Annotated in this window: 13 protein-coding genes; 10 read left to right on the forward strand and 3 right to left on the reverse strand. The window is 57.5% G+C overall.

Translation table 11 applies throughout. The features are described from left to right. Positions 1-71: 71 nt before the first annotated feature. Positions 72-1,925: a dihydroxy-acid dehydratase gene (gene ilvD / locus MHY22_RS03000; RefSeq protein WP_239278004.1), complete on the reverse strand. Its 1,854-nt coding sequence runs from the start codon at positions 1,923-1,925 to the stop codon at positions 72-74. Between the two features lie 54 nt (positions 1,926-1,979). Then, the gene (locus tag MHY22_RS03005; protein WP_198492929.1) at positions 1,980-2,522 is read right to left on the reverse strand and encodes a PH domain-containing protein; all 543 of its coding nucleotides are present in this window, start codon (positions 2,520-2,522) and stop codon (positions 1,980-1,982) included. Positions 2,523-2,829: 307 nt separating this feature from the next. On the opposite strand from MHY22_RS03005, the gene MHY22_RS03010 reads away from it, so the two are divergent. The 9 genes from MHY22_RS03010 (at position 2,830) to MHY22_RS03050 (ending at position 13,454) form a co-directional block, all read left to right on the forward strand. Continuing rightward, complete coding sequence (locus tag MHY22_RS03010; protein ID WP_239278005.1) at positions 2,830-4,680, forward strand: acetolactate synthase large subunit; 1,851 nt, start codon at positions 2,830-2,832, stop codon at positions 4,678-4,680. Positions 4,681-4,682: 2 nt separating this feature from the next. Continuing rightward, entirely contained in the window at positions 4,683-5,201 is a 519-nt protein-coding gene (ilvN, locus tag MHY22_RS03015; protein WP_005327728.1) for an acetolactate synthase small subunit, read from the forward strand. Positions 5,202-5,300: 99 nt separating this feature from the next. Then, positions 5,301-6,314 (forward strand): ketol-acid reductoisomerase, encoded by a 1,014-nt coding sequence (ilvC, locus tag MHY22_RS03020; protein WP_239278007.1) that lies wholly within the window; start codon positions 5,301-5,303, stop codon positions 6,312-6,314. A 112-nt stretch (positions 6,315-6,426) separates the two neighbouring features. Beyond that, the gene (locus tag MHY22_RS03025) at positions 6,427-8,217 is read left to right on the forward strand and encodes a DUF262 domain-containing protein (RefSeq protein ID WP_239278009.1); all 1,791 of its coding nucleotides are present in this window, start codon (positions 6,427-6,429) and stop codon (positions 8,215-8,217) included. Continuing rightward, positions 8,165-9,112: a hypothetical protein gene (locus MHY22_RS03030; RefSeq protein WP_239278010.1), complete on the forward strand. Its 948-nt coding sequence runs from the start codon at positions 8,165-8,167 to the stop codon at positions 9,110-9,112. The genes MHY22_RS03025 and MHY22_RS03030 overlap by 53 nt, the downstream gene beginning before the upstream one ends. Before the next feature lie 63 nt (positions 9,113-9,175). Then, positions 9,176-10,762: a phosphoglycerate dehydrogenase gene (gene serA, locus MHY22_RS03035; protein ID WP_239278011.1), complete on the forward strand. Its 1,587-nt coding sequence runs from the start codon at positions 9,176-9,178 to the stop codon at positions 10,760-10,762. Between the two features lie 117 nt (positions 10,763-10,879). Further along, complete coding sequence (locus MHY22_RS03040) at positions 10,880-11,899, forward strand: 3-isopropylmalate dehydrogenase (protein ID WP_239278012.1); 1,020 nt, start codon at positions 10,880-10,882, stop codon at positions 11,897-11,899. Positions 11,900-12,076: 177 nt separating this feature from the next. Continuing rightward, a complete protein-coding gene (locus MHY22_RS03045) occupies positions 12,077-12,886 on the forward strand; it encodes a fumarylacetoacetate hydrolase family protein (RefSeq protein ID WP_005327736.1) in 810 nt (269 codons plus the stop codon). Positions 12,887-12,932: 46 nt separating this feature from the next. Continuing rightward, the gene (locus tag MHY22_RS03050; RefSeq protein ID WP_255717982.1) at positions 12,933-13,454 is read left to right on the forward strand and encodes a bifunctional 2-polyprenyl-6-hydroxyphenol methylase/3-demethylubiquinol 3-O-methyltransferase UbiG; all 522 of its coding nucleotides are present in this window, start codon (positions 12,933-12,935) and stop codon (positions 13,452-13,454) included. Here the strand turns inward: MHY22_RS03050 and MHY22_RS03055 are convergent. Then, positions 13,451-14,554, reverse strand: coding sequence for an isochorismate synthase MenF (locus MHY22_RS03055; RefSeq protein ID WP_239278014.1), 1,104 nt, complete (start codon positions 14,552-14,554; stop codon positions 13,451-13,453). The genes MHY22_RS03050 and MHY22_RS03055 overlap by 4 nt on opposite strands. A gap of 262 nt (positions 14,555-14,816) precedes the next feature. Between MHY22_RS03055 and MHY22_RS03060 the strand changes: the two genes are divergently transcribed. Further along, entirely contained in the window at positions 14,817-15,770 is a 954-nt protein-coding gene (locus tag MHY22_RS03060) for a PHB depolymerase family esterase (RefSeq protein ID WP_239278015.1), read from the forward strand. Positions 15,771-15,817: the final 47 nt, after the last annotated feature.

Here is a 15,817-nt window from a genome sequence, read left to right on the forward strand (position 1 = left end):
CTTTATGCGATCTGCAGGTAAACGGGCGTGCACCCCACCGAGGCTCACAGGGATTTAGCAGTTAATCCTGGCTAATTCACATGGCCATCGACCACGCGCACCGCGCCGCGATCGGCAGAGGTGGCCATGGCTGCATACGCACGCAGTGCCTTGGTGATGGGGCGGTTGCGGTTCACTGGAGTCCACGGTTGCTCGCGCTGTTCCTGGGCGGCGCGGCGGCGCTTCAGCACGTCCTCGTCCACATCCAGGGTGAGTTGGCGCTCGTGGATGTCGATGGTGATGGTGTCGCCATTTTCGATGAGCCCGATAAGGCCCTGGTGGGCCGCCTCGGGGGAGATGTGGCCGATGGAAAGGCCGGAGGTGCCGCCGGAAAAGCGGCCGTCGGTAATCAAGGCGCATGCCTTGCCCAATCCGGCGCCTTTCAGGAAGGAGGTTGGGTGGAGCATTTCCTGCATGCCCGGGCCGCCGGACGGGCCCTCATAGCGAATGACCACTACGTCGCCGGGTTGGACTTCCTTATTCAGGATTATCGATACGGCTTCCTCCTGGGATTCGACCACACGGGCGGGTCCAGAGAAGGTCCACAGCTCTTCTTCAACGCCCGCTGCCTTCACGATGGCCCCGTCTGGAGCCAGGTTTCCGCGTAGGACAACCAGGCCGCCATCGGAAGAAAAGGCGTGATCGGCGTCGTGAATGCAGCCATTAGCGGCGTCAGTATCGAGCTCGTCCCAGCGGTTGGATTGGGAAAATGGTTCGGTAGTGCGCACACCGCCCGGCGCGGCGTAGTACAGTTCGCGAGCCTCATCGGTGGCGTGCGGGTTGCGGATATCCCAGTCATCGAGCCACTGCTCGGCGTTGTCATATAGCGCCGTATGCACCTTCAGGTTCAAGTGCCCGGCGCGGCGAAGCTCTCCTAAGATAGCGGGGATACCGCCGGCCCGGTGGACATCCTCAATGTGGTAGGTGCCATTGGGTGCGACCTTGGACAGGCAGGGCACGCGGTAGGAGATGTCATTAATATCATCGAGGGTGAAATCCACCTCGCCCTCCTGTGCGGCTGCGAGCGTATGCAGGATGGTGTTGGTGGATCCGCCCATGGCCATGTCTAGCGCCATGGCGTTGGTGAAGGCTTCCTTGGTGGCGATATTGCGGGGGAGAACGGATTCGTCCTCCTCGCCGTAATAGCGGCGGCACATATCGACGATGGTGGAGCCAGCCTTTTCAAATAGGCTGCGGCGGGCCGTGTGGGTAGCCAGGGTGGTGCCGTTGCCAGGCAGTGCCAAGCCGAGTGCCTCGGTCAGGCAGTTCATGGAATTGGCGGTAAACATGCCAGAACAGGAGCCGCAGGTGGGGCAGGCGGATTCCTCTACCTGGGTTAAGTCTTCATCAGATACCGCGTCGTTGGCCGAGGCGGTAATGGCGGTGATGAGGTCGGTGGGGGCGTGGGCGACGCCATCAACCACGACGGCTTTGCCGGCCTCCATCGGTCCACCAGAGACGAAGATAGTGGGAATGTTCAGGCGCAGCGCCGCATTGAGCATGCCCGGGGTGATTTTATCGCAATTAGAGATACATACCAGGGCGTCGGCAGTGTGGGCATTGGCCATGTACTCGATGGAATCGGAGATGATTTCGCGCGAAGGCAGCGAGTAGAGCATGCCGCTGTGTCCCATGGCGATGCCATCATCGACGGCGATGGTATTGAATTCCTTGGGTACGCCGCCGGCCGCGCGCACGGCGTCGGCGACGATATCGCCAACGTTTTTAAGGTGTACGTGGCCGGGGACGAATTGGGTGTAGGAGTTGGCGATGGCGACGATCGGTTTGCCAAAGTCATTTTCCTTGGTGCCGGTGGCCCGCCAGAGGGCGCGGGCGCCAGAGGCTTGGCGGCCGACGGTAGTTACTTTTGAACGCAGCGGGAACATGGTTTTCAGTCACCATTCCTTCAAGGATGTGTGGGGGGGATGTAGGCGGCGTATTTAGTTTTCGGCCGAAGGCTTGAGCTCGGGGTGGCGCTCGAGGTAGTCCTCATACTCTTCTTTGCTGAGGAGGACTTGTTGGCCGTCACGGTGGACAATGACCACCTTGTCATCTGCCGCTTCACGGCCCTGGGTAAGGGCGTCAGGGATGCGGCCGCGGGAGGCCTCCGAAAGTCGCGGGAGCGAGTTAAAGGTAACGCCGGGCAGGCTGTGCTCCGCGCCGGCCTTGGTGCGGGCGAAGGCGCGGGCGCGTTGGAAGCCGATTCCGGCAAAATCGTCCCATGCGATCTGGATATTTTTCCGGAATGCGTAAGAGATGGCGATTCCAGATTCGGAGACTTTGGTACGGGATTTTATGACCCACCACAATCCGAGGATGGGGATTATGAACAGCCATGCGAGGTATTTGGGGGCCCATCCGATGCTCAGCAGAGCAATGGCGGACAGGATGAGGATGCCCAAGATATGGTCGCGGGATGGCTTGAAAACCTCTGCCTGGGTGGTGGACTGACGAGGTTTGTTGTCCTTAGGTGGTGGAGTCATAGTGTGCAAGCCTAATTCACTTAGGCGGGCAAGAGCGAACCTATTTTCAGGCGTGTCCCATCACGTGGGAATGTGATCCCAAAAGGGGGTAATCGGCACGTGCGCAATACCTATCAGTGTATAGTCATGTCCATGATCATTATTCGACTTCAGGTAGTACCAACGCGGTGGTGACCGCGACGACCGATGACGTCGACGCATTTCGCCCCCGCAGACAGACAAGACCGCGGGGGCTTTGTTCATATCTGGAGCCGGTGCCAATGATGATCAGGACCCGTAATAGACCATTCCAAGGAGCACATTAACCGTGGTTACGACAACTTCGCCCACGCCCGCTTCGGTGGCTGCAGCCTCACGCGCCCACGCTCCGGAGCGGATGAGTGGTGCCCACGCCATTGTCCGCACTCTCGAAGACTTGGGAACCGATCTCGTCTTCGGCATTCCAGGCGGTGCTGTGCTTCCTCTCTACGATGCTTTGCACACCTCGACCAAGCTGCGCCATGTGCTCACCCGCCATGAACAGGGTGCCGGTCACGCCGCCGAAGGCTACGCCCAAGCTTCCGGCAAGGTGGGCGTATGCATTGCCACCTCCGGGCCGGGTGCGACCAACTTAGTGACAGCGCTAGCCGACGCCAACCTGGACTCCGTTCCCATCGTTGCCATCACCGGCCAGGTGGGCAGCAATCTCTTGGGAACCGATGCCTTCCAAGAGGCCGATATCCGCGGCGTGACGATGCCGATTACCAAGCACAACTACATCGTGACGGAGCCGAGCCAGATTCCAGCTGCCATTGCAGCCGCATTCCATCTGGCTTCTACGGGCCGTCCGGGCCCGGTCTTGGTGGATATCCCAAAGGACGTGCAAAACGGTGAATTGGAATATTCCTTCCCGTCTACGTTTGATCTGCCTGGATATAAACCGACGACCAAGCCCCACCATCGCCAGATCGCGCAAGCGATTGAGCTCATTGTGCAGGCAGAAAAGCCAGTCATCTATGCCGGCGGTGGTGTCATCAAGGCGGAGGCGGCAAAGGAACTGCGCGAGTTTGCGGAATGTACCGGAATCCCCGTCGTGACTACGCTCATGGCTTTGGGGGCCTTTCCGGAATCTCATCCGCTGCATATGGGCATGCCGGGCATGCATGGCACCGTCCCTGCGGTTGCGGCCATGCAGCGAGCTGACCTGCTGATTACTATCGGTGCGCGATTTGATGATCGAGTAACCGGTGATACCTCCACCTTTGCCCCTGAGGCTCAGGTAATTCATGCTGATATTGACCCGGCTGAGATTGGGAAAATCCGCGAGGTTGCCGTGCCAATCGTGGGTGATGCGCGCAAGGTATTGGCAGGCCTCTTAAAGGAGTACCGCAAGAACTCTGCGGTGAATTCTCCGGAAGTAGGCCCATGGCGGGACTACCTCGATGGGCTTAAGGAACGGTTCCCTCGTGGCTATGATCCCACTCCGGATGGGCAGCTCAATCCCCAATTTGTGTTGGAAAAGCTGAGTGAAACCGTCGGTCCTGAGGCTATCTACTGTGCCGGTGTGGGTCAGCACCAGATGTGGTCGGCACAGTTCATTAACTTTGAACACCCACGCTCCTGGATCAACTCCGGTGGTGCCGGAACTATGGGCTATGCCGTCCCGGCGGCCCTCGGTGCCAAGGCAGCATGCCCGGATAAGGAGGTGTGGGCGATTGACGGTGACGGTTGCTTCCAGATGACCAACCAGGAGCTCACCACTGCGGCATTGGAGGGCTTTCCGTTTAAGGTTGCTGTCATTAATAACGGCAACCTCGGCATGGTCCGTCAGTGGCAGACACTGTTCTTTAACGAGAACTATTCCAATACCAAGCTGCGAGAACGAGATGTCTATACCCCGGACTTTGTCCGCTTGGCAGAGGCGCTAGGATGCGAGGCCATCCGTGTCACCTGTGAGGAAGAAGTGGTGCCGGCCATTGAACGGGCCCGCGCAATCACTGACCGCCCCGTGGTCATTGACTTCATTGTTGGTGAGGATGCTCAAGTCTGGCCCATGATCGGCGGTGGGGCGTCTAACGAAGAAATTCAATATGCCCGCGGCTTGCGCCCGCTGTTTGATGAAAATGAATCGGCAGCAGAAACTCCTGCCGATATCGACGAGACTATCCAGGAGGTATAGGCATGGCCCCCAGTGACGTTTCCCGGCATACCCTGTCGGTCCTGGTAGAAGACGTAGAGGGAATTTTGTCGCGCGTGACCGGCATGTTTTCCCGGCGTGGGTACAGCATCATTTCGCTGGTTTCTGCCCAAACGGAAAATCCGGGGATTAACCGGCTGACCATCGTGGTCGATGCTTCCGAAAGGATTATGGAGCAAGTGACCAAGCAGCTCAACAAGATCGTGCCGGTCATCAAGGTGGTGGAGCTCGAAGCGGATTCGACCGTGGCGCGAGCCCTGATGCTGGTTAAGGTGGCTGCAAATAATGCCAACCGGCCGCAGGTGGTCGATGCCGTCAATATCTTCCGTGCCCGCGTGGTAGACGTGGCACAAGAATCAGTGGTGGTGGAGGCTACTGGCACCCCTGGAAAGCTAGCGGCGCTTCTCGATGTCCTGGAGCCATTCGGTGTGCTCGAGCTGGTGCAGTCTGGTGACGTGGCCTTGGGGCGTGGTCCCAAGGCGATGGCTCCTCCACGAAATTAAATCCCATAATATGGGCATAGCGTCTCATAGGGTGGTACAGTGTTAGGTGGGACGTTGATTCATTGAACTTACAATCACTACAGAATTGAGGACTACGACATGGCTATTGAAACTTTCTACGACGATGATGCAGATCTGTCTATCATTCAGGGTCGCAAGGTAGCCGTTATTGGCTACGGCTCCCAGGGGCACGCGCACTCGCAGAACCTGCGCGATTCCGGCGTCGAGGTTGTAATCGGCCTGCGTGAAGGCTCCAAGTCGGCCGAAAAGGCTGAGGAGGCAGGCTTTGCGGTCAAGACCGTTGCAGAGGCTGCCAAGTGGGCGGATGTAATCATGCTGTTGGCACCAGATACCTCTCAGAAGCAGATCTTTGAAGATGAAATTGCCCCCAACTTGGAAGACGGCAATGCGCTGCTGTTTGGGCACGGCTTGAATATCCACTTTAAGCTGATTGAACCGCAAGCCAATGTCACCGTTGGCATGGTTGCACCAAAGGGGCCTGGCCATCTGGTTCGCCGTCAGTTCGTTGATGGCAAGGGTGTTCCGTGTCTGATTGCGACCGAACAGGATCCTAAGGGCGAAGGCCACGATCTGACTCTGTCTTATGCCGCAGCCATCGGTGGTGCGCGTGCCGGCGTTATCCCGACGACCTTCGAAGCAGAGACGGTTACTGACCTCTTTGGTGAGCAGGCTGTCCTGTGTGGTGGCGTAGAGTTCCTGATTCGCACCGGCTTCGAGGTCCTGACTGAGGCTGGCTACGAGCCAGAAATGGCCTACTTTGAGGTGCTGCACGAGATGAAGCTCATCGTGGACCTGATGTTTGAGGGCGGCATCGCCAACATGAACTACTCGGTATCTGATACCGCCGAGTTTGGCGGCTACATTTCTGGCCCTCGCGTAATCGATGCCGATGCAAAGCAGCGCATGAAGGATATCTTGTCCGATATCCAGGATGGCACCTTCACCAAGCGCCTACTTGCCAATATTGAAGGCGGCAACAAGGAGCTGGAGAGTCTGCGTGAGGAATTTGCGCAGCACGAAATTGAAAAGACCGGCACCAAGCTGCGCGATTTGATGAGCTGGGTCAAGAACCCGCTGGATGCTACTGCCTAGGAATAAAAGGCGGCGTCTGTAGCGCACACCCACGGTGAACAGGCATGTTTACCGTGGGTTTTGCCTTATTTGTGTCAGGTAAAACTCCGGTGCGGGGAGTAGGATGAGGGCCATGGGTTTTACGACGCCAAGCTATGATCTCAAAGACCTTTTTGCACGAATTGATCGCGGGGATATCCAGTTACCTGACTTCCAGCGCAGCTATGCCTGGGATGAAGATCGTATTCGATCTCTTATTGTTTCCGTGCTGCGCGGTTATCCCATCGGCGCGCTCATGGCTCTTGACACCCGAAACGAAAAGATGCGCTTTCGTCCCCGTGCCCTTGCGGGCGCACCTGACACTGGCGTCGACCCCGGCTTGCTCCTTTTAGACGGGCAGCAGCGCCTGACCACCCTGTATCACTGCTTCAACGGCGAGGGCTTTGTAGATACCACTGACTTCCGCAAAAAGAAGATTCACCGCCGCTTCTTTATCGATATTCGCGCAGCCGTACGCGGCAATCTTATGCCGGATGACGCCATCTTCGCGGTCAATCAAGACGGCAAGATTTGCTCGCACTTCGCACCGGCAATTGAGAGCGAAATCCTAACGCGCGAAGATGCGCTAGAGAATATGTGCATTCCCGTGGCCTCTCTGCTGAGTGAAGACGGCGTCGGCATGCTTTTTGAACTTGCGGCGAATAAGCAGGAATACAGCGCGGAACTGGCCGCCTTTAACAATCGCATCATTCGGCCATTGTCCGGTTATGACCTGCCAATGATTCGACTTTCCCGCGAGACGGAGCGAGCCGGCATCGGCTCGATTTTTGCCCAAGCGAACTCGGCCGGCCTGCAGATGGATGTATTCGATCTTCTTACTGCCGTTTTCGCCTCTGAGGACCCCAGCTTCCACTTGGCCACTGATTGGCAAGATGTGGAAAAGGACCTGCGTAAGTCCCCAGCCTTGGACGGAATTGGGCGCACCGAGTTTCTTTCCGCAGTATCGCTTCTGGTCTCCGGCGAAAAGGGCTGTGCCGGTGGCCAGCGCGAGGATATTTTGAAGTTGTCTTTGGCGGAGTACAAGTCGGCGGCCAACGATCTGCGCATTACTTTCCGCGAAGTCTCCGAGTTCCTCGCGCAGCGCTGCATCCTTAGCATGGACCAAGTTCCGTTTAATGAGCAGATCGTTCCCCTGGCAGTCATCATCGCCCGATTGGCTAAGCGCGGGGGAGCGCTGTCTACCCAGCAGTCGTGGGACCGCATCAACCAGTGGTTCTGGTGTGGTGTCTTTGGCGAGCTCTACGGTTCTTCTGCGGTGCAGCTGCGCGCTGCTCGCGACGTCGATGAGGTCACCGAATGGGTAGCCGGTGCTACGGATGAGGCTCCGAAAACTGTCACCGATGCCACCTTCCGTGAATCTCGTCTGCTTTCCGTAGATGACAAAGACGGTGTCTGGCATGGCCTTTACGCCCTTCTCATGGCGCGCGGCGCGAAGGACTGGCGCACCGGAAAGGCCTTCAATCGCCATACGTTTGAAGAGCTGAAGCCAGGATTCTTCCCCGTGTTTCCTCTGAACTGGTGCAAGCGCCACGGAGTTGATCCCGTTTTGGCAGAGTCAGTCATGAACTACACCCCGATGGGCAAGCGTACCGAGGTGGTGCTCGACGGTTTCGCTCCTAACCGCTACCTACCCCGCGTTCAGTCCAAGTCCATCATGGAAGATGCGCAATTTGATGAGGTGCTAGCATCTCACGAAATGAATCTGGATTATCTGCGCGCATCACAGCCGCGTGAATTCCTTGCGGATCGCCGCCATAGGTTCTTGGGCATCGTGGAATATGCTTTAGGTAAACCCGTTATTCGTGATGTGGATGAAACAAACCTTTGTGGTGGAGAGGAAGGTCCGCAAGCTTTTGATCGCTAAATTTGTGCGCTTGGCAGCCACAGTGCTGGTTGCTGCACTAGCGCTATCAGCCTGTGGCACTCCGGTCACAGAATCCAAGCTGGTCAAACGTGGTTTGTCCGATTTGGACGAGTCTGAAATTGACCTCAACAAGGCCAAGGCGGAAAACCAAAATCGGCTCATTGATCCGAAATTTGATCAAAGGTTTGTCATTGTCGATGACACCATTGGGATTGAAGCCAGCCGCCTATTTTTTGAAGACTCGGATTCCCTGGTCCTTTTCGCAGGGGATGATAAATCAACCCTTCGAGCAGCGACCTTGGCGGTAAACCAGCATTTGCCGGCGGTGCAGTATGACGATGATAGGCGTTTGGAAATCCATAAGCTGCTCACGGACTTAGGGGTAAGTCGCTTGGTGGTAATTGGAGACGTGCCGTGGACGGAAACATCTGGGGACTTCAACGTGATCAAGGATCCGGGAACGCATAAAGCATTGGGGGAGTTCACGGCATTCCAGTACGGCTCCAAGGTGGTTGCTTCCCCAGAACAGATGGTGAAGGATATCGCGCGTTTGGATAAGACTCCCCAAGTGGAGCTGCGCCCTGCGTGGGTGCCGTATGAAGGCGAGGCGCGCACTGATGAGAAAAAGAAGAACCCCATACCAGCGCAGTCCCGCAGGGACGGCCAAATGGCGCCGAATATCGTTGCAACTAAAGATAGCCCCATCGCAAACGTCATTACGGCGGCGGCCTACGGTGGAAGGGTTTTGGTGATGCCGACTGCCGATCCGCTGCAGGATAAACACAGTATGGCCGCTGTTGCCGGCCTAGAGGATGGCGCCTTAGTGGCCCTGGGGCCGGAATTCGGTCGAGTGAAAGAATTTAAGGCAAAAATCAAGCAGGGCAACCCCGACTGAACTACACTTCCTTGACACGCGGACATCCCGCGTGCACCGCATTTCACTTAAGCGAAGGAAGATATGTCGAAGCCGGTAGTTCTCATTGCCGATAAATTAGCTCAATCTACAGTTGCGGCCTTGGGGGATTCCGTTGAGGTTCGTTGGGTAGATGGACCGAACCGTGCGGAGCTCCTCGCCGCGGTTCCGGAAGCAGAGGCTTTGTTGGTGCGCTCTGCCACAACCGTTGATGCAGAGGTATTGGAAGCGGCCACAAAGCTCAAGATTGTGGGCCGTGCCGGGGTGGGACTGGACAATGTCGATATTCCGACGGCCACAGACAAGGGCGTCATGGTGGTCAATGCGCCAACATCGAATATTCACTCTGCGTGTGAACAGGCAATTGCCCTGCTCTTAGCGACGGCGCGCCAGATACCAGCGGCCGACCAGTCCCTGCGCGAAGGGGAGTGGAAGCGCTCTTCTTTCAAGGGCGTAGAGGTCTACGGAAAGACCATCGGCATTGTCGGCTTCGGACACATTGGCCAGCTCTTTGCCCAGCGTCTGAAGTCCTTTGAGGCGACCATTGTCGCGCACGATCCCTATGCCAACCCGGCTCGCGCGGCGGCGCTGGGCGTGGAATTGGTTGAGCTGGAAGAACTGATGTCGCGTTCCGATTTCGTGACCATTCACCTGCCAAAGACTCCCGAGACTGCAGGAATGTTTGATAGAGAACTTTTGGCCAAGGCGAAGCGAGGACAGATTCTCATTAACGCAGCGCGAGGCGGTTTGGTAGACGAGGCGGCCCTGGCTGAGTCTATCGAGTCGGGACATCATCGAGGTGCGGGCTTTGACGTTTATTCCACGGAACCGTGCACTGATTCTCCGCTCTTTAAGCTGCCGCAAGTCACCGTGTCCCCGCACCTAGGCGCATCCACTGTAGAGGCCCAGGACCGTGCGGGAACAGATGTAGCGGAGTCGGTCTTGAAGGCTCTCGAAGGAGAGTTTGTGCCGGATGCTGTCAACGTCTCTGGCGGGACAGTGGGAGAAGAGGTTGCTGGTTGGTTGGACCTCGCCCGCAAGCTAGGACTTACTGCTGGCCGCCTTTTGGGTCAGGCCCCCGTTGCCGTTGAAGTGGAGGCCTGCGGCGAGTTGTCTACCGAAGACGTAGAAGTGCTAGGACTTTCTGCTGTCCGAGGCCTGTTTAGCGGCGTTACTTCGGAGCCGGTGACCTTTGTCAATGCAATGCAGATTGCAAATAGTCGCGGGGTAGAGGTGGAAGTAACTACTAATACGGAGTCCAAGGGGCACCGCTCTTCCCTGCAGGTAAAGGTTATCGGTGCCGATGGCGAGAGCTCCTCGCTCACCGGCGCACTTATCGGCATCGATGGAACCGAAAAGTTTATTCGCATCAACGGCCGCGGCGTAGATATGCGTGCTACCGGCCGCAACCTTTTCTTCCGCTACGCGGACGCCCCAGGTGCATTGGGGACGGTAGGAACCAAGTTGGGTGCTGCGGGAATCAACATCGTGGCAGCCGCTCTTACGCACGGTAAACAGGAATCTGATGCTGTGCTGATTCTGCGCGTGGAGGCCGAGGTGCCAGAGCATCTCATCGCCGACATTAATGCGGCCTTGGGAGCTGAATGCGAACAGCTGGACATGGAAGCATAAGGCTGCGGACTGCAACAGAGTCTCAACCCGCGTGGTGTTAGGTAATTTCCTGCGCCGCGCGGGTTTCTTTTGGTAGGGTAAGTCCATATCCACTCTGTGAGAAAGGAATCCTACATAATGAAACTTGCGGTGATTGGCGGCGACGGAATTGGGCCAGAAGTGACGGCCGAGGCGCTCAAGGTGCTGCGAGCCGTTCGCTCCGATATCGAGACCACTGATTATGATCTCGGCGCGCGCCGTTATCTGCGCAATGGGGAGCTTCTCACGGACGCTGACTTGAAGAGTCTGCGCGAACACGATGCGATCCTGTTGGGGGCGATCGGCGCCCCAGGTGAGGTGCCACCAGGCGTGCTGGAGCGAGGGCTGTTGCTTAAGATGCGGTTTGCGCTGGATCATCACGTGAACCTGCGCCCGTCCAAGCTCTATCCCACCGCTTCCTCGCCGCTCGCTGAACCGGGCGATATCGATTTCGTTGTGGTGCGCGAAGGTACCGAGGGGTTGTACTGCGGAAACGGCGGTACCTTGCGAGAGGGAACTGAGCACGAGGTGGCCAGCGAGGTATCGCAAAATACTCGTTTCGGTGTGGAGCGTGTGGTGCGCGATGCGTTTGCGCGGGCAGCGCAGCGCCGCAAGCTTCTAACCTTGGTGCACAAGACTAATGTCTTGGTCAATGCTGGTGGGTTGTGGCAACGCACTGTTGATGAAGTCGCCGCCGAGTTTCCAGAGGTTCGTGTAGATTACCAGCATATTGATGCAGCGACCATTTATATGGTGACCGATCCGGCGCGCTATGACGTCATTGTCACCGATAACCTTTTTGGAGACATTCTCACCGATTTGGCGGGCGCGGTAACTGGCGGCATTGGCCTTGCTGCCTCCGGAAACATCGATGCCTCTGGCGCGAATCCCTCGATGTTTGAGCCGGTGCATGGTTCTGCGCCGGATATTGCGGGTAAGGGGATTGCGGACCCAACAGCGGCAATCTTGTCCGCCGCCATGCTGCTTCGCCACGTGGGAGATGAGTCCAACGCCCGGCGGATTGAGGATGCTGTGGCACAAGATGTTGCGCACCGCGGCGACGGGCCGGTAAAGACCGTCGAAGTCGGTGACCGAATCGCCCAGCTTCTCGTCGAATAGAGCGGGCTTCTTGCGCTGGGCGCTTGCCGACGCCCCAAGTGCCCAGCGTTTCCTGGCGTAGTCGGCACCGGGGTTAGTAACGGTGAGTAAAGGGCAAAGGAAATTTACTCAAATTAACTAATTAACACCGTATCCTTTGCACACATGTGAAGGTGGCTATTGAGTAGGATTACCGCTATGCGTTTAGGACGAATTGCACACCCCGAAGGAATCTGTTTCGCCATTATCGATGGGCCAAAAGATGCCCCAATGGAAGAGCTCGTAGCAAAGGAAATTGCCGGCACGCCCTTCACCCCACCGGAGCCAACCGGCCGCGAGTGGAAGCTTAACGAGGTTCGCCTCTTGGCGCCGACCCTTCCCACCAAGGTGGTAGCGCTTGGACGCAACTATGCGGACCACGTTGCCGAGGTTTTCAAAAAGTCTGCTGATAGCCTTCCTCCCACCATCTTCATCAAGCCATCTACCGCGGTCATTGGCCCGGATGCTGCAATCAAGATTCCGGACTACGCCACCAACGTCGAGTTTGAAGGCGAGCTTGCCGTGGTCATTTCTAAGCCGTCGAAAAACATCAAGGCCGAGAACTGGAAAGACCACGTGCTGGGATACACCATCTGTAACGACGTTTCCTCCCGCGACCTGCAGTTTAAGGATGGTCAATGGGCTCGGGCCAAGGGTATTGACACCTTCTGCCCGCTCGGCCCGTGGATCGAAACCGATCTGGACAGCTTGAATCTAGACGATCAGAAGATTAATGCTTATCTGACGCACGAGGGTTCTCGCGAGCAAAAGCAGGATTCCAATACTGACCAGATGATCGTGAAGATGGGCGGCATTTTGGAGGAGATCTCCGCTGCCTATACCTTGCTGCCCGGCGATGTCATCACCACCGGCTCCCCGGCTGGCACCGCTCCTATGGTCCCAGGTGACACCATCGAAATCGAGATCCCGGGCCTCGGCACCCTGCGCAATACCATCCACCGTGCATAACCCGAGCCACCAAGAACACCGCGCCTGCGTACCCACCTCCGAGGAAATGGAGGAACGCTACCAGAGTTCTGAACGGGTGTGGTCGGGCAATCCCAATGAGACCCTTGTTGATTATGCTGCGAAGCTGACCCCTGGTACTGCCCTTGATATCGGGTGTGGAGAAGGCGCGGATGCGCTCTGGCTAAAGAACCACGGCTGGGATGTGTTGGGCATTGATTTCGCCCCGACTGCCGTCGCACGCACTAGGGCCCGCGGTGTCGCGGCGCAGGTCGCAACGTTTAGTGACTTTAGCCATGAGCCCTTTGACTTGGTCAGCGTCCACTATGGCGGGGTACGCGCCACGCCAGAAGAGGTGGAAAAGCTAGAGCGATTGGTGGCTCCAGGCGGAACACTGCTCTATGTCCATCACGATATGGAGTCGGCAGAGGCAGCGATGCCGGAATGGCTCGCGGAAAACCTGCGCGAGCTGGAAACGGTCGAGCTAACTCGTCGTGAACGCCACTTGACTGAAGGCGCGGGGGCGCACCACCAAAGCGATGTTGTGCTCGTCGCCAAGTGTGCAGCTTAGAGGCTAAGCGCCTTCAAAATGGTGCGCAGCTTGGCCGTGGTTTCTTCCAGTTCAGCCTGGGCGTCGGAATCGCCTACGATGCCGCCGCCCGCCCACGCGCGCGCGGAAAGACCATCGCCGGCCACTTCTGCGCAGCGGATGGCGACCATGTACTCGCCGTCGCCGGAGCTATCACACCAACCGACCGCTCCGGCGTAGAATCCACGGTCGGTTTCTGCAGTCTCGATGAGGGCTTGGGCGGCCTCTGCAGGGGTGCCACAGATGGCCGGTGTGGGGTGTGTCGCCAGGGCAAGCTCAAGAGCGGTCAAGCCTTTATCCTTGAGCGTTCCGGAAATCGGCGTGCCAAGGTGCCACATCTCATTGGTGCTAATAAGTTGCGGGGTATCCGGAATGTCTAGCCTTTCGCACAGTGGGCTCAGGACCCGGCGCAGGTGTTCCACTACGAAGGAATGCTCATGGAGATCCTTGGCGGAATGCAAGAGATCTTGTCCTGCGATGTGATCCTCGGCCGCTGCGCTGCGGCGCGGTGACGATCCGGCCAAGGGGAAAGCAGAAACGGTCGAGCCCTGACGCTTGACCAAAACTTCTGGAGAAGAACCAACCAGCATCGCGCTCGGCCGCCCAGCGGGGGAGAGATCGGCAATGAAGCCATCGCGGTTGGCGGAAAGGTCGATAAGGCGAGCCGCCACGAGGCGCGGATCAATAGCCTCAGGGAATTCGATATCTACGGCGCGGGCCAAAACCACCTTTTCCAGTTTGGAGGTTTCGATCGTGCCGATGGCCGCTTCAACTCGGCGCAGGTGCTCCTCGGGCTCTGGATCGAAGCCAACCACGCGGGAGCTCAAACTCTTATTGCGGTAGTAGGCGTGCGGTTCCAGCGGACCCTCTTCGCGGATGATGGCCTCCGGCACCGTTAGCGCGGCGGGCGTGTCAGAGTCGAACGGAATCGCACCGACGACCATGTCAACATCCTTGCTGCGCAGGGCAGAAATCGCCGCGTCGGTGTCATTGAAAGTGTGGCGCGCACCTTGGGTACGGACAGACCCCGTTGCTCGCGAAAGCAAAAAATCGGGGGCGGTGCTTGGTCTGTCTTCGTGCATGGGGATCTAGCTTAGTGCCTTGGGCTTTTCTTACAGAATTGAGTGTGCACTGGGCGTGTAAACAGTGAATCAAGTGAATAATGTGGTTAATTTTAACCTTGTGGCTAGTGTTACTAAGTTTCTTTATCGTTCCCTATACCTGATCCTCGCTGCTGCGCTGGCTAGCGCTGCGCTTGTGTGTGCTGCGCCTGCCCATGCACAAGAAGGGCCAACCCCCGCTCCTGCACCGGCCCCAGCTCCAGTACCTGCTCCCGAAAACGCAATGCCCGTTACTCCGCAGCCCGATGGGTCCCACCTAGTTCCAGAAGGTGTTAAGGAGTCCACCCCGGCGCCAGCAGAAAATGGCAGCAGCGATAACAGTGCAGCGCCAGTTCCTGAGGGATCATCTCTTCCCGAGCCAGCGCCGCGGCCGGCAATGGTTGATACCAGCATCAATCCCAACCCGCCGTTTAAGCCGGGTTCCATGCAGTCCCTAGAGATGGAGCATGAGGGTAAGACTCGCAGGTACTTGTTGCGTATTCCAAACCACTACTCGCCGGAAAAGGCGGCGCCCGTTCTCTTCGGCTTTGGTGGGTGGGGAGATTCCCCGGAGAACTACTCCAGCTATGCACGCATGCAGACCACTGAGGCCAATAACGAGGCCATTATCGTCTATCCAGAGGGATTTGAGCGAGCTTGGGAGGCGGCGCCTTATGCTAAGACGCGCGATGGGGAGGATATCCGCTTTATCAAGCGCATTCTCGATTCGGTAGACAAGGACTACCACGTTGATCGAAACCGCGTATACGCCATGGGTATGTCTAATGGAGGCGGCTTTACCTCGGTGCTTGGCTGCCACGCACAGGACACCTTTGCTGCCGTAGCTATGGTTTCAGGTGCCTTCTACAACCCGGTTGAGGTCAACTGTGCCGATGCGCCGATGAATACCCTCATCATGCACGGCGTTAACGACAAGATGATGACTTATGAGGGCGGTGACCGACACGAGGCTGGATACCTCCCTGTGCGTACGGTGCTCGGCGGCTATCTGAAGCGAAATCGCTGCGATATGACCTTCCAGTCCACTCCGGAAGCTGGCGGTTCAGAACGCTTGAGCTTTAACGGCTGCCAAAAGGATGTGCAACTGGTTAAGGTTCCGCAAGACCACACCTGGTTCTGGCAGCCAGATACGCCGAACGTGGTCTGGGACTTCCTGTCGTCCAAGACTCGGGTATAGAAGCATGAGCTCTTAGCCACCGCTAAAGCCCAGAGGAGAGATCCTCT

The sequence above is a fragment of the Corynebacterium sp. ACRPO genome (genome assembly GCF_022347205.1).
Taxonomy (GTDB): domain Bacteria; phylum Actinomycetota; class Actinomycetes; order Mycobacteriales; family Mycobacteriaceae; genus Corynebacterium.